Origin of the sequence: Agriterribacter sp., assembly GCF_035497235.1 — a bacterium.
In the GTDB taxonomy this organism is placed as follows: domain Bacteria; phylum Bacteroidota; class Bacteroidia; order Chitinophagales; family Chitinophagaceae; genus Agriterribacter.
Genome location: NZ_DATJEB010000033.1, coordinates 162,293 through 178,120 on the forward strand (window position 1 = coordinate 162,293; position 15,828 = coordinate 178,120).

The following is a 15,828-nucleotide window of genomic DNA, read 5'->3' on the forward strand; positions in this document are numbered from 1 at the left end:
TTTCTAAAAGCTGAATTTTAAAGAAGTGAAAATATTACGTCCCATCCTGGGGATATTGCCCCAGTCTGCATAAGTGCTGTAGTATTCATTCAATACGTTTTCCGCACCTGCCTGCAATACGGTTTTACAGTTTTTGATGTTAAAGCTGTAGTTCGCAGAGACATTCAGGATCATATAAGCAGGCGTTTGATCTTCGCCATATTCCGGGCTGTAATTGCTTTGTGTAAGATCTCCATTCAGCGAGGTCTGGAAACCGAACTTTTTATACATAAAATGAAGGGAGGTTTGATAGCTCAGCGGGCGAATGAACGGCAGATTTCCATCCTTATCATCTGTTGCCCGTGCATAAGTGAGCATACCCTTCCAGTGTAAATGCTGCAGGATATTATAGCGGGCATTCAACGCTATATTGAAAATCCTGGCATGGTTCAGCGAAGTGTACCCCTTCACCCCAACCGATTGGTAATTCATCGGGCTTCCCAGGCTCAAAATTCTTCCGATGATATAGTTTTGGATATAGAAATAATTTACTTTGGCTTCTATACCCGTTTTTTCATTTTTAAACCCGGCGCTTGCATTGGCTTCGTAAGAAATTTCGTTTTTGAGATCGGGATTGCCAATGTAATCGTAGCGGTCAAAACTGTTGTATATATAATACCCGTACCCTTCAGAAACAGAAGGCGCTCTATGTCCATACCCGGTTCCTGCAGAAAAGCTGAATTGCTTAACCTGCAACTCGTAGCTGGCATGCAAACCCGGCAATATCCTGCTTTTTTCCTGTGGTGTTCCGGGATGGAAGATCCAGTTGAACTCCACATATTTGGAACGGCTGTAGTTATAGCCCAGCGAGCCGCCGAAGTTCACCCGGCTGTTCTCCGAAATGTCCCATGAATTATTCATGGCAAGGCTTGTAAATTTTGTTGTGACCCAAGGCCAACTGTATGCAAACATGGTACGCTTGCTCCGGTCTTGCGGGTACATGCGCATTTCTGCAATGGAGAGGTTGTTGTACGCGTTCAGTTGAACTTCAGCGCTGTAATCGCTACGCTTCAGGTTGGCCCGGGAAACCAGTCCGTAAGTAGTGCTCCATCCCGGCATATCCATGTGCACCAGGTTCTCCGGGCGTTTGGTATCGTCCATATAATGTTCTACCGCATTGTAGTATACCTTGGTATCCCACACTCTTATCAGCCCGTGCTGAAATAATTGCTTGTAGGAAGCCGATGTAATGAGCGCCCGGGAAAGCCACAGATCCATAGGGAGCGCGGGGAAGCCTACATTCTTCGCCTTATCAAAGATAGCGTCTACCCTTACTGCGGAGAACGGACTTGTTTTATATGCCAGCCCTACGGAGGTATTGAATTTATTGTACTGCGAGTGGTTTACTTCATCGTTATTCCCGTCATAATAATTACCTGCTTTCCGAAAGGAAATGCTTCCGTCTGCCACGAATTTATTGCTCGAATAAGAGAGGTTTCCCAGGTTGAAAAACTGTTTGTTATTGAACTCAAAACCGGTTTGGTAAGCGCCGCTGTATTTCTTTTCGGGGGTAAATGGCGTGGTCTTCCTTTTCAGGTCAATGCTTCCCGCAACGGTTGCCCCGTGCAGGCTTCCTTCCTGGCCGGATTTAATATCAATGGTAGAAAGATTGTTGCTTTCCACATAGGAAGTGATCGGGTCCATTTTATCCGTACATGCACCAAAAACATGCATGCCGTCAATCGTAATGGTGGAGCGCTCTGTGCTCATGTTATTGAGCAGGGGCTCCCACGCATAAGCGCCTCGTTTTATAAAGCTGATATTGTCGGAAGATGCTAAAAACTCATCTACCGAAACCGCCATTTTCATTTCAGTCTGGATCTTCTTCCTGGCAAGGGCAATTACTTTTACTTCTTCAAGCACTTTGGCAGTGTCGTTCTGTGCTTGCGGATTTTGAGCATTTGCATTCATTCCAAGAAAAAGAACCCCCAAAACAATACTTAATTTCTTCATAAACCTTAGAATAAAATATCAATATATAGTTCACTTTTCACGCCTTCCACGCCCGGTGTAAAATCAGTGGGCACTTCGGTTCCTTTAAGGATCTTCCCGTTCTGGTTCAGCATAATGAAATTCAGTGTCCAGTTTCCCGTCATGGTGTAGTTAACCACTCCGTGATACAAACCATCGCTTTGCCGGGTCAGATCTTTATTGTTGATTGAAGAATGATTGCCCATTGAAGGCTCGGGCATCCGCGGATCTAACTGCAATGTATAATCGCTGACTTCCGCGTAGGAAAACTGCGAAGGATCAGGAAAGCTCCCGGATGGAGGAGTTGTGGGTTTGTTGAATTTGTAGATGCCGGCAACCAGTTCGTTTTCGGCAACTTTCGGCTTTTGTGGAGCTACTAACGCGATGAAGTATTGCTCACCATCTTTTCCTGTAAAAGTTGTCATGTTCAGGTTTTTATTGGTTTGCTCCTGAACGGTAATGCTTTGCTTAACCGAATGGATTTGATTGTTAATGGTGAAGTTGATATATAGTTCCCAGGTTTCGTTTGTACTGCTTTCATTGGTAAATACCGCGTATCCCGGAAAATATTTATCATCGGCGTTGTAAACCAGGTCGTAGCGGTGAGGGCAGGAAACCCTACTGCCATCGGCACCCGTCATAACCGGTAAAAAAGTTACTGCAGATACATTTTCATTGGTATGATCGCCTGAAATCTTCAACCGGATCTCATTATACCCTTTATAAAAAGTTCCGTTCAGCGCTTCAATGCTGATATGATAGCCATCACTATTGATGGCAGCCGCTTCTTTAAACTCATAATGTTCCGTCACTACCGTATTTATCTCCGCTTCATAATCCGCTTTTTCTTTGGTACACGACATCACCGATAAGCACAGGGTAGTGAAAAAAAATATCTCTTTTTTCATTATTGACGAAAGTCTGGTGAAAAATAACTGACAGGCAGCAGGTCACTGCAAGCGCAGGCGCTCCTTAGACATATCAAATTATATATAGGAAAACTGGTAAGCAGAAAGAAAACAGTGTCATCAGAATATATGAATATGTTGATCATGCATGCAAGGCAACCCTTACACACTATAGTACACAAAAGTTTTCACCGCTTAAAAACAAGATGATATTAGCTATATTGCTAACCGAGTAATGTTGCCGGTGGCTTTGTCAGCTTAGCAGTAAACAGGAATGAATACAGTTGATTGTGGTAGGAAGGAAATTGTATTTTATTGGTCATTAAAAAGCGATCATCGTCTATTTGCGACATTGATACCGGAGAAAAATAAACGATTTCAGACTGTAATTGCTTCAGGATATTGTCCGCATTTTCTTCGTTTTCCTCCCGCTGCATTTGGGACAATTTGCAATGACCACTACATTTTAATTGCGGGCGATCTTTATTCACACAAAACAATTCAATAAAGAACGCCTTGTCATACTCATAAACAGTATAAAGAATAGAGGTTTTCATTATGCTTAAAAGCATAATGAACATTACAAAAACACTTGCTATTTTGGATAACTGTTTCAAGCAAATAATACTTACGAGCTGTAATTTTTTGCAAAGGTATAAAAAACTGCTTTCATTACCCTGCCGGAAAAACAATATATTCTGCGGGTTAATACCACAGCTTCAAAAGCAAAAGCAAAAATAAACATACACTATATGAAACAATATGACAAACGACAATGATGGAGATGACATAAATAAGGTTTTGGGCATGCGCCATCACCTTAGCATCCGAAGCAACAGTCCGAGTTGCTTTTTATGCTGCAGCATTTATTTTATAGCTGTTAGTATTTTATCCATCCCAGTCGTATGGCATTGGGGAGATAAGAATATTTTGACTACGGTTAAATAGCTGTTTTTTAGATGAAATATACAAATGGAGTATTGCTGAATATGGAAATTTAACCACTTGTACCGTACGATCATACATCTCAAAAGATAGATACCGGAACTATTTACACCTTTGTTTTGAAAGCGACCGTGGCGTGATGAATCTTATTTTTATAGTCATAGCCTCAAAATTCTATAGATGTGTAATAGAAGAACATGGAGCTCAATAATAAAAACAAACAAGATGCTTTCTGGTTTTAAAAAACTACTGCAATTGCTTTACTGCCATTTATATTGGGGAGTTGTTACTCATATAGGCAAATAAAGCGGCAGGAGCATACTACTGCCCTGCATAATGATCAGAACGCATCGAAACTAACAGTGTATGTGATCAATTCGGGGGAATTGCCTTATGAATATGGCATTCTTAACAAATCCGGTCTTTTCGTGTTTACTTCCGACAGTTTATGTGATTGGAAAATTCGGTTATTACCGTTAGAAGCACACCGTGGAGTGGGTCTTGCTAAGACAGAAGCTTTACCCGTAATGGTATTGACGCTTGGGCAACTGCCAATGCGATTTGAAGAGAAGTATGGTTTTCATTACCACCTTATGAATGATAGTATTACTATGAAAAAGGAATATGAATTAGGCATTGATAAAAGGGTTTGGTTTTGGGATATGTTCACTTTCAATAAAAGCAGGCGTAATGCTTCGTTTCGTAATTATATGCTTTTATATATAATTTAATGTTTCTACTATTTAATTGCCGGTATCATTCCCCGTATTCCCATATCCACCACCGGCTCCCCTTTCAGCGGATCCCATTTACCATTGTTTACCACTTCCTTCCATTCAAAACTTTTATTGGTGGAAAGAGATACCTCTACTATAATATTTTCTGTTTCTTTTCCGGTAATCACCAGTTTGCCGGGTGTAAATGCCGCTGTTACCACGCAGGAACCTGCGGGTACCGGCGAGGTATTAAAAATAGGATTTACCACGGTTGTGCCGCCCTCCGGTGATTGGCCCGAAGTGGTATATGTTTCACTAAATCCTTCTCCGCTAATAGTAGTTTCAAATCCCCAATATCCCTGCTTCCGGTTGCCATCAACCGAAAGCGACTGGCTTTTGATAAGGTAAGATTTGATATAGGTATTAAACCCGATAAATGAAGCGATCGTTCCTGTAAGATCCTGGTCAATTACTACGGTATGGGAAGTAGTATCGGTAGCTATAGTAATGGTAGTATCCATATGGTATTGCACCGTATAATTCTGGTAAGCCAGCGAAAGCCGCAACCATTCATATTCTCCGGCAGGTATATCTTTGAGCGGTATGGCATAAAACACTTCATTGTTACCCGCAGCAACGGATCGTTCAAAGTCAATAGCGGTTTCGCCTCCGGCATCTGTTTCAGGCGCTTTATAAAGTACTGCTCCTTTACCTAACGGTGTAGAAGCATCCGCTGTTAATTCAATATAGTGTGCACTCATACTATGGAAAACCGGGCTTTGCGCGGCATTACCACCGGTAATCAAAGCAGGCTGACCTATATTATTCAGTCTTTCCTGTGTTGAATCGAACCGGTACCTGAAAACCAGCTTTGCTTCCGTAACCTCACCATTGTCAACTTTAGTACATGACACGGTACAAATGCATAGCAACAGGCAGGCAGCCCAATAATGTTTCATATGATCATTTTATTGCTAACGCCGTGCATTCAAACAAAATTGCGGCTGATGATCAAAACCCGGATCAGTTATTTAATTTAACAAAACCACCGTCAATCGGGTAATCGCAGCCGGTAATAAAAGAAGCTTCATCTGAGCACAAATATAACGCCAGGTGCGCTATTTCAATAGGCTTGGCCATCCGGCCGATAGGCTGGGTTTTGGATAATTTTTCAAACATTTCTTTTTCTTTGCCCGCGTAATTTTTTGCCAGGAAGCCGTCTACAAAAGGCGTGTGTACTCTTGCCGGGGAAATACAATTGCAGCGGATATTATAACTTAAATAGTCTTTAGCTACCGATAAGGTCATGGCACCCACCGCCCCTTTAGCGGCCGAATACACAAAACGGTCGGGTATACCCACCAGTGCAGCTATGGAAGCCATGTTCAAAATTGAACCTCCCTTTTGTTTCATAAAGGGAATGGTTTCATGCAGGCAATTGTATACGCCTTTGATATTAACCGCCACTACACGGTCAAAATCTTCTTCTGCCGTGTTATCGGCTTGTCCAATATGGGCTATGCCTGCATTGTTTACGAGTATATCTATTGTTGCATGCTTTTGGGTGATCTGCGCTATTACTGTTTTTACTTCCTGCTGGTTAGCGATATTGCATTTAAAGAAACTACCTTTTCCGCCTTCCGCAATAATTTCATCAACCGTTGCCGCGGCACTCTTTTCATCCATTTCAAGAATATGCACTATAGCGCCCTGCTTTGCAAAGGTTGTGCTGATGGCTTTGCCTATTCCGCTTCCGCCGCCCGTAATAACAACTACTTTATTATCTAATCTGAACATGAGAACAATTTGAGATTTTAAATTTTAAATTTGAAATGCAATCCCGGTTAACAATGTTTTTTATGGTACCCGCTGCAGCAACACAGATTGATCGTTCCCTGCGATGCTCCGTTCATCTGCATATCATTGTGGGTATTTTGTGATACTCATCCTTTCCCTGCTCTTTCTTTTCAACTTCTCACTTACCACTTTACAAAGACACCCCTCTTTTCCACGGAATGAAATCATCCTGGTTCAGTTGTACCGCCTTGGGTATTACTTCACCGCTGGCGGCTTTAATACAATACTCCAATATTTCTTCCCCCATTTCCTCAATTGTTTTTTCACCTTCAATAATGGGGCCGGTATCAATGTCTATAATGTCTTTCATACGTTTTGCCAGCGCTGAGTTGGTAGCCACTTTTATGGTAGGACAAACCGGGTTGCCCGTAGGTGTACCCAGGCCGGTAGTAAATAAAATAAGGGTTGAGCCCGATGCGGTTTTACCTGTAGTGGCTTCCACATCATTGCCCGGCGTACAAACTAAGCTCAAGCCGGGCTTACTTACTTTTTCTGTATAGTCCAGCACATCCACTACCGGTGAAGTACCGCCTTTTTTTGCGGCGCCTGTAGATTTTATGGCATCCGTAATCAGCCCGTCTTTGATATTGCCTGGCGATGGGTTCATATGAAATCCTGAACCTACCTTATGCGCCATTTCATCATAGGTTCTCATTAAATGCATGAACTTGCGGGCTGTAGGTTCATCAACCGCCCTGTCTATCAGTTCCTGTTCGGCGCCGCACAGTTCGGGAAATTCGGCCAGCAAAATTTTACCGCCCAGTGCTACTACAAGATCGGCACAATAGCCCACGGCTGGATTAGCGGATATACCGCTGAAACCATCGCTGCCCCCGCATTTTACGCCAATGCATAATTCTGAAAGCGGAGCAGGTTTTCTTTCCGCTTTATTCGCCTCCGTTAATCCCGCAAAAGTTTTTCGGATCGCCTCCGCTACTAATTGTTCTTCACTCTGTGACTGCTGCTGTTCAAAAATGTACAGGGGTTTATCGAAAGCGGGATTACGTTCTTTCAGGTAGCCCAGATAATCCTGCACCTGTAAGTTCTGGCAACCCAAACTTAAAACGGTTACGCCTGCCACATTGGGGTGGTCGGAATAGGCGGCCAAAAGCCTGCCCAGCGTAGCCGCGTCCTGGCGCGTGCCGCCGCAGCCACCCTGGTGATTAAGGAATTTTATACCGTCAATATTTTTGAATACCCTGCGCTGGATCGGGTCAGGTGCCATATCAGCAATCTGAAGCGCGTTGATGTCTGCTCCATTCCTATACGCATCCACAAGGTATTTGGTATACGACTTATACTTATCCGTTACCGCGTACCCCAGCTCATTATGCAATGCTTCCCGGATCACATCCAAGTTGCGGTTTTCGCAAAAAACCGTGGGAAGAAACAGCCAGTAATTAGCCGTGCCTACCCGGCCATCGCTGCGGTGATAGCCGTTAAATGTTCTGTTTTTAAATGTAGACACATCCGGCGCATGCCACTCGTATTGTACGCCGCGGTAATCGTAAGGATCGGCGGCATGTTTGGTATTATCGGTTGTCATGCGTCCGCCTTTGGGCACATCAAACTGTATTTTGCCCACCAGCACGCCGTACATATATACCGGGTCACCGGCTTTCATATCTCCAATAAAAAACTTGTGCTTGGCATCTGCATCGTCAACCAGCGTATAGGTTTCGCCGTTATGCTCAATGCTTTCGCCTTTCTTTAAATTAGTAAGGGCCACCAGTACATTATCCTTCTGGTGAATTTTTAACACTCTTGCTTTCATCTTTCTAAAAATTGTTCCAGGTAATGGAGTATTCATTTTAACAACAAACGGAAAGCGAAATTATTGAAATGAGCGTTGATAATAAAAATTGAATTCAGGCGAAGGAAGTGAGTATGCCTTGCATTAACCTGTCTCCCGGCATTTTTTGCTGCACTATGCAACAACTTAAAGACAATATACTTGCCTGTTTGCAGGAGTTAAGAAAAGCTGCCTTACTAAACAATACCCGGCAAGCGGATTAAAGAAACACATGTTCAGCCCCGGCCTTAAAAATATATTTTTTGTGCCTGTACACGTATGTTCCTGCAACGGGTACTGTTTATTTATATGAGTACATACCAAATATAGCTTATATTACAGGTAATGCGAACAAGTTATGAAAGCCCGGCAAAAAAGAAAGGCGCCGCTTTTAAAAAATATACCGCTCCGGTAATTAACGATACGCTTCCCCGGCTTGCGTTTGATAATTCCTTACAGGCAAACATCCTTTCAACGGCCAGCAATGGAAAAATAATAATGGTAAACAGCGCAGCGTGCAAACTCCTGGGTTATTCTAAAAAGGAATTGCTAGCCAAAACCTGGTCAGCAATTTTTAACATACATGAAAGCAGCTTTAAAAACCTTCTCAAACAACAAAAAGCCGAAGGATATGCTAAAGGTTCGGTGATGTCCATAAAAAAAAACGGTAAGCAGATCCCATGCGAAATAACTTCCGCAGTTTTTTCAGGTAAAAACCAGATTGAAAAAACGATTACTACTATTGTGGATATGAGTCAGCACATTCTCAGGCAGGAAAAAACAGACAAGAAAAAAGAAAAAATAGTATCCGGCAATATTGCCGTAGCCAAATTAAAGCAGCAGGCTATTGACCTTAGAAGCGAAAAGCTTGTGGCTGAAAATATTAAGATAGCGCAGGCAAAATCAGATACCAGTGAGAAAGAAAATAAAGAATGGATTAAACATATCAGCATCACATCTTATGATATTATGTGGGACTGGGATGTGGTGAAGGGGCAAATTTATGTAGGTAACAGCATCGAAGAAGTGTTAGGCTACAAGGTGCAAAACAATACCATAAGCTTTGCAGATTTTAAACGGTGTCTTTCTGCAGAAGAAAAAAATGCCGTTGAAGCAAAATTATCTAAAACACTTGCTTCCGGCAATAAAAAATGGAATGATTCCTTTATGCTCAAACGCCTCAATGGCACTGTAGCTTCTGTTGTTGGCCGGGCTATCATTACCAGAGATGAGCAGCAAAAACCTTTACATTTAATAGGTGCTATAAAAGTAATCAATGATCCCCGCAAGCTGGAAAGTAAAACCCAAAAAAAACTGCCAGGTAAAGAAGACAAAGCACCCGCCCTCTCTACGCTTTCCTTTGAGGTAATATGGGATTTGAATTTACTGACCAGTGAGCTGATCATGGGTGAAGGGTTTGAAGAATTGTTTGGCTATACTTTAAAAAACTATAAAGGAAATATTACAGACTGGAGTGAACATCTTTACCACGATGATAAAGAAATGGTTAAAAAGGGAATGCAGGCAGCTATTGCCTCACCTGCCAGCCATTGGGAGCATGCCTACCGTTTTAACAGGGCCGATGGCTCCGTTGCCAGGGTATTTGATAAGGCTACTATCATCAGGCATACCGATGGAAAAGCCTACCGCATGATAGGGGTTATGCAGGACATTAGCCGGCAAAGGGAATCGGAAGAAAGACCGGATCTCCGCGCAGCTATTTCAGCTAAAATAATTGCAGAATATACTGATAGCCTTAACCTTGTATTTAATTCATCATCCGATATATTATTTGACTATGACTTGGTTTCAAATAAAGTGTTGTTAAGTGATGGCTATGAAAAAGTATTCGGCCATAAAACAACCGGTAATATGTCGCCCGAAGATGCCTGGATCATCCATTTACATCCCGATGATGCGCAAGCGCTAACGTTGGATTTTATGAGAGTACTCCGATCAGATGAAATGGAGTGGAAACACAGCTATCGTTTTTTAAAGGCTGATGGCCTTGTGGCAAATGTATTGAACAGCGCCGTTATCCTGAGGGATGCTAACGGAAAAGCATACCGGATGATAGGCTCTATGCAGGATATCAGCAAACAAACGGTGCTGGAAGAAAGGCTGGAGCAGGAAATCAAGCTAAAAGAAAAGCAGATCGCAGAAGCCACAGAGGATGCGAAGGATACCGAGCGGTCGGACCTGGGAAAAGAACTGCACGACAATGTAAACCAGCTACTGGGCGCTTCCAGGATGTACCTTCAAATGGCAAAAAACGGAGGAAAGAACAGTGAAATGTATTTAAGCCGGGCTTCTGAATATACCCTTACCGCTATTGAAGAAATCAGGAAATTATCTAAAGGACTTACAACCGATATCATTAAAAACCTTGGACTATCCCACGCCATTCAAAATATTGTTCATGATACGATGGAAGTAAATCCTGTAAAAATATATTGTAATGTAGCGCATTTTGCAGAAAATAGCATGACTAACAAGTTCCAGTTGAATGTTTTCAGGATAGTGCAGGAACAATTGAATAATATTTTAAAACATGCCAGGGCAACAGAGGTTGCCATTAACCTTTCGCAAAACGGAAAATCCATCCTGCTTTCCATTTCAGATAATGGTGTTGGCTTTGATACCGGTAAAAAGCGAACAGGAATAGGAGTAGATAATATCAAAGCCCGTGCAACCTCTTACAACGGAACGGCCGATTTTGTTTCGCAATCCGGACAGGGATGCGTTTTATCCGTAACCTTTCCTGTAGAAGCCGGGCTGTTGGATAAAAGCTAAAGACAAAACATCCTTATAGCTAGCTCTACGCTGCGCCTGACTATCCGTTCTGCAAGAAGACTTCAAGAATTTCCAGCCTTTGGAAGGTTCGAAACCCTTTCTCTATCACTCCATCACCGGTCTCAGCCATCTCTGCATTTCTTCTGCAGTTGCCTCACTTCGCTTTACATAATCATCAAACTGATCCTGCTGAATTTTGCCCACACCAAAATACTGGCTTTGCGGGTGACTGAAATACCAGCCGCATACCGATGAAGCAGGGTACATGGCTAAGGATTCTGTGAGCTGGATGCCTGTTGCTTCTTCGCCACCCAGCAGGTTGAACAGCTTATATTTTTCTAAGTGATCCGGACAGGCGGGATAACCCGGCGCCGGCCGTATACCCTGGTATTTTTCTTTGATCAGGTCTTCATTGTTCAGGGCCTCCTCTTTTACATATCCCCAGAACTCTTTCCGCACCCGCTGGTGCAAACATTCTGCAAAAGCTTCCACTAAGCGGTCGCACAAAGCCTGCAGGGTTATTTTATTATAGTCATCGTGCTCCGCTTCAAATTTTTTAATATGGGGCTCTATACCTTTTATGGTAACGGAAAAAGCACCTATGTAATCCTGCACGCCCGTAGTTTGGGGAGCAATAAAATCTGCCAGGGAAAGGTTGGACTGTCCGGGCGCTTTCTTAATTTGCTGGCGCAGGGATTCTAATCTTATTTCGTACCCGCCGTTCTTTACTTCAATGGTATCCGGCGTAGTGGTATTAGCCTGCCAAAAGCCTATGGCCCCGTGAGCCGTAAGCCCTTTCGTGGCAATGATCTGGTCCAGCAGGGCATTCGCGTCATTATACAACTTGGTGGCTTCCACACCTACTTTTTCATCGGTCAGTATCTGCGGAAAATTACCATGCAGCTCCCATGCTATAAAAAATGGTTTCCAGTCTATATACTCCCGTATTTCTTTGAGATCATAATCCTCAAATATTTTCGTGCCGGTAAAAGAAGGCACGGGAGCAATATAACCTTCCCAATCTATTTTTACTTTATTGGCCTGCGCGGCTTCATAAGAAATATACTGTTTAACCGGCCGCTTGTTTTCGAAATCGGTTTTAAGCTTCTGGTATTCCGCATGAATGCCTTTGAGGAAACCTTCTTTTTGCTCATTCAGTAATGCGCCCGCCACTGTTACACTCCTGCTGGCATCGAGTACATGCACCACACCATAGTCATACTGGGGCGCTATTTTAACAGCAGTATGCATACGAGAGGTGGTAGCGCCGCCAATCAGCAGGGGAAGGTTCATACCCCGGCGTTTCATTTCCTGTGCCACATGCACCATTTCGTCAAGCGATGGTGTAATTAAGCCGCTTACGCCTACCATTGCGGCGCCGCATTTCACGGCTTCATCCAACAACTTGTCTGTGGGTACCATTACACCCAGGTCTTTTATATTATAACCGTTACACCCTAATACTACGCCAACTATATTTTTACCAATATCATGCACATCTCCCTTAACTGTAGCCAGCAAAATAGTAGGCGCATCGGATACTTCAGACTTTGCGGCTTCAATATAAGGTGTAAGAATGGCCACCGATTTTTTCATTACCCGTGCCGATTTTACTACCTGCGGCAAAAACATTTTTCCCGCACCAAATAAATCGCCTACCACATTCATCCCATCCATCAGCGGGCCTTCAATAACATCTAAAGGACGCGGATATTTCAGGCGCGCTTCCTCGGTATCAATATCAATAAAATCGGTTATGCCGTTTACTAATGAGTGGGTAAGCCGCCCTTCAACAGAAGTATTGCGCCAGGCATTATCCTTAACAATCTCTTTTCCTTTTGCCTTTACCGTTTCAGCAAAAACAATCAGCTTTTCCGTTGCTTCATTATTATCGTTGTTCCTGTTCAATATTACGTCTTCACATAACTGCCGCAGGTGAGGATCTATTTCATCGTACACTACTAACTGACCGGCATTTACAATACCCATATCCATGCCGGCCTTAATAGCATGATATAAAAAAACGGAATGCATGGCTTCCCGCACATGATCATTACCCCGAAAGGAAAAGGATACATTACTTACGCCCCCGCTTATTCTGGTTAGCGGCATCAACCGTTTTATTTCTTTTGTAGCCTCAATAAAATCAACCGCGTAGTTATTGTGTTCTTCAATACCGGTAGCAATGGCAAAAATATTAGGATCAAAAATGATGTCCTGCGGATCATATCCTACTTTTTGTGTAAGTATTTTATATGCTTTATGGCTTATCTCTATTTTCCTTTCTTTGGTATCCGCCTGACCCTGCTCATCAAAAGCCATTACTATAACGGCAGCACCAAACATTTTGCATATTTCCGCCTGGTGAATAAATTTCTCTTCCCCTTCCTTCATGGAAATGGAGTTAACGATGCACTTGCCCTGTACGCACTTTAAGCCCGCTTCTATGATCTCAAATTTGGAAGAATCAATCATGATGGGAATCTTAGCAATATCAGGCTCGCTTTGCAGCAGGTTAAGGAAGGTAGTCATAGCTGTTACACCTTCCAGCATGGCGTCATCCATATTTACGTCTAATACCTGGGCGCCACTTTCTACCTGCTGCCGGGCAACGCTTAATGCTTCTTCATATTTACCATCCCGCACTAAACGGGCGAATTTTTTTGAGCCGGTAACATTGGTACGCTCACCTATATTTACAAAATTAGTTTCAGGACGAACTACCAAGGGTTCAAGACCCGATAAACGGAGGTATGGTTTTATAACTACAGGTTCAGACATAGTTTTTTGTTTTAGCTGTTGCTGTCAGCTTTACGTTATCAGCCATAAAGCTTTCAGTGTTTCTCTTTCTTTCATTTTTTACCGGGAATTTTAAACCCAATCGGCTGTCTCGGCTTTTCTTCCTTTACCAGTAAATTTTTCAATACTTTAAAAATAGCCTGCACTTCATCGTCTTTCTTGGCTAACGCCTGTTCTATCTTTTCAATTTTTAACCAAAGCTCTTTGTTGTCCAATATGAGTTGCCGCATCTTTGTGTACACCCGCACAATTTGTATATTTACCTGTATTGCTCTTTCAGATCGTAATACAGAAGATAACATTGCAACACCTTGTTCTGTAAAAGCCATAGGCAGGTATCGTAACCCTCCCCAACTTGAGGTCGCAAATTGCGACCTCAAGTTGTTTAACTCTAATTCTGAAAGTTCAAACATAAAATCATCAGGAAATCTTGAAATGTTTCTCCGTACAGCCTCTTTAAGTCGTTTAGTTTCAACTCCGTACATTTCTGCTAAATCTCTATCCAGCATAACCTTCAACCCTCTTACAACATAAATTTTCTCTACGATTTCATTCGTTGTTACTTCCGGTAACTGATTTTGTGCTTTCATATGTGCAATTTTTGGTTAGCGTTTTAATGCGATCAGCTTTCAGAGCGGTTAGCATTTAACTTTCAGCACCATAGTCTTCTTCAACTTGAAGTCATCAATTGTGATATCAAGCTCTTTCATGTTTTTCAATTGCCGCAGATGCGCACATTACCAGGAAATTTACCACTATTTCCACATGCCCATACTTCCCACCCGCCTATTCAGTCGGGCAGGCATTTTCATTTTTCCACATCTTCAAATTGTCAAATTAACTCCTCCTCCACCACCGGTAAAGCCCTTGGTTTCAGATTCCTCACATTATCCGCTATATGCTTAATATGATCGGGCGTGGTACCGCAGCAGCCACCCACAATGTTCACAAACCCTTTCTCTGCCCATTCTTCCAGGAAATGCGCTGTTTCATCGGGCGTTTCATCGTATTCGCCCATGGCATTGGGCAGCCCGGCATTAGGATAAGCAGACACATAGCAGGAAGCTATATGCGATAACTCTTCTATATGCGACCGCATTTCTTTTGCGCCTAAGGCACAATTCAAGCCTATGCTCAAAGGCCGGGCATGCATTACCGAAGTATAAAAAGCCGCTAAGGTTTGACCACTAAGGGTACGGCCGGAAGCATCGGTAATGGTGCCACTGATCATGATTTCCGCAGGCGGCAATTCCGGATGATCGTGATAAAATTGCTTTATAGCATAAATGGCCGCCTTGGCATTAAGGGTATCAAAAATGGTTTCAACCAGTAATATATCAACGCCGCCCTCAGCTAAACCTTTTACCTGTTCATAATATGCGGCTACTACCTGGTCGAAAGTTACCGCCCTGAAACCGGGGTTATTTACATCGGGAGAAAGGCTGAGCGTTTTATTTAAAGGGCCTATAGCGCCCGCCATCCAGGCTTGCTTACCCGATTGCTTAATTGCTTCCCTGGCGCATTGGGCGGCAGCCACGTTTAACTCATAGGCCAGCAACTGCATGTCGTAATCGGCCTGGGCTATTGCCGTGCTGCTGAAGGTATTGGTTTCAATAATATCTGCTCCGGCGGCTAAATACTGCTTATGAATTTCGGTAATGATCTGCGGTTGGGTTATGCTCAGCAGATCATTATTACCTTTTACATCGGAAGGCCAGTCTTTAAAACGCTCACCGCGGTAATCGGCTTCGGTGAGTTTATACTGCTGTATCATGGTACCCATGGCGCCATCTATAATAAGAATACGTTGTTTTAGTATATCGCGGATGTCATTCATGCTTCCCTTATTTAAGTTAAATGGTTTTAGGAAAAACCCGGAAGGTGCGGCGCCCGGCATTACAATGCGCATGCTCAACAACAGCATTGCCGCTGCCTCCAAAAAATTATTACTGAACTACAAAACGTTGGGAAACTTAATGAGGAGGTTTCTTAGCGTTTATTAGTTCTG

General features: G+C 42.9%; 11 protein-coding genes. 2 read left to right on the forward strand and 9 right to left on the reverse strand.

Going from position 1 to position 15,828, the window contains the following annotated elements; translation table 11 throughout:
• Positions 1–3 precede the first annotated feature (3 nt).
• From VL121_RS10410 to VL121_RS10420, 3 genes are all read right to left on the reverse strand, one after another.
• Positions 4–1,992 carry a TonB-dependent receptor plug domain-containing protein gene (locus VL121_RS10410; protein WP_325404922.1) on the reverse strand — a complete coding sequence of 663 codons (1,989 nt, stop codon included), beginning with the start codon at positions 1,990–1,992 and terminating at the stop codon, positions 4–6.
• Between the two features lie 5 nt (positions 1,993–1,997).
• Positions 1,998–2,918 carry a hypothetical protein gene (locus tag VL121_RS10415; RefSeq protein WP_325404924.1) on the reverse strand — a complete coding sequence of 307 codons (921 nt, stop codon included), beginning with the start codon at positions 2,916–2,918 and terminating at the stop codon, positions 1,998–2,000.
• 224 nt (positions 2,919–3,142) lie between these two features.
• Positions 3,143–3,355 (reverse strand): hypothetical protein, encoded by a 213-nt coding sequence (locus tag VL121_RS10420; RefSeq protein WP_325404926.1) that lies wholly within the window; start codon positions 3,353–3,355, stop codon positions 3,143–3,145.
• Positions 3,356–4,249: 894 nt separating this feature from the next.
• Here VL121_RS10420 and VL121_RS10425 point away from each other — a divergent pair.
• Positions 4,250–4,594 carry a hypothetical protein gene (locus tag VL121_RS10425; protein ID WP_325404928.1) on the forward strand — a complete coding sequence of 115 codons (345 nt, stop codon included), beginning with the start codon at positions 4,250–4,252 and terminating at the stop codon, positions 4,592–4,594.
• Positions 4,595–4,602: 8 nt separating this feature from the next.
• On the opposite strand, the gene VL121_RS10430 is transcribed toward VL121_RS10425, so the two are convergent.
• The 3 genes from VL121_RS10430 to VL121_RS10440 all read right to left on the reverse strand — a co-directional run bounded on the left by VL121_RS10430 (position 4,603) and on the right by VL121_RS10440 (position 8,210).
• The gene (locus VL121_RS10430) at positions 4,603–5,538 is read right to left on the reverse strand and encodes a hypothetical protein (protein WP_325404930.1); all 936 of its coding nucleotides are present in this window, start codon (positions 5,536–5,538) and stop codon (positions 4,603–4,605) included.
• Positions 5,539–5,602: 64 nt separating this feature from the next.
• Positions 5,603–6,376, reverse strand: coding sequence for an SDR family NAD(P)-dependent oxidoreductase (locus VL121_RS10435; protein ID WP_325404932.1), 774 nt, complete (start codon positions 6,374–6,376; stop codon positions 5,603–5,605).
• 190 nt (positions 6,377–6,566) lie between these two features.
• The gene (locus tag VL121_RS10440; protein ID WP_325404934.1) at positions 6,567–8,210 is read right to left on the reverse strand and encodes a UxaA family hydrolase; all 1,644 of its coding nucleotides are present in this window, start codon (positions 8,208–8,210) and stop codon (positions 6,567–6,569) included.
• A gap of 363 nt (positions 8,211–8,573) precedes the next feature.
• On the opposite strand from VL121_RS10440, the gene VL121_RS10445 reads away from it, so the two are divergent.
• On the forward strand, positions 8,574–11,021 hold the full coding sequence (locus tag VL121_RS10445) for a sensor histidine kinase (RefSeq protein ID WP_325404936.1): 2,448 nt from the start codon (positions 8,574–8,576) through the stop codon (positions 11,019–11,021).
• A 105-nt stretch (positions 11,022–11,126) separates the two neighbouring features.
• Here VL121_RS10445 and metH read toward each other — a convergent pair whose 3' ends face one another.
• From metH to VL121_RS10460, 3 genes are all read right to left on the reverse strand, one after another.
• Positions 11,127–13,802, reverse strand: coding sequence for a methionine synthase (gene metH, locus VL121_RS10450; protein WP_325404938.1), 2,676 nt, complete (start codon positions 13,800–13,802; stop codon positions 11,127–11,129).
• Positions 13,803–13,873: 71 nt separating this feature from the next.
• Positions 13,874–14,410 carry an ORF6N domain-containing protein gene (locus VL121_RS10455; protein ID WP_325404940.1) on the reverse strand — a complete coding sequence of 179 codons (537 nt, stop codon included), beginning with the start codon at positions 14,408–14,410 and terminating at the stop codon, positions 13,874–13,876.
• 242 nt (positions 14,411–14,652) lie between these two features.
• The gene (locus tag VL121_RS10460; RefSeq protein WP_325404942.1) at positions 14,653–15,657 is read right to left on the reverse strand and encodes a homocysteine S-methyltransferase family protein; all 1,005 of its coding nucleotides are present in this window, start codon (positions 15,655–15,657) and stop codon (positions 14,653–14,655) included.
• Positions 15,658–15,828 lie beyond the last annotated feature (171 nt).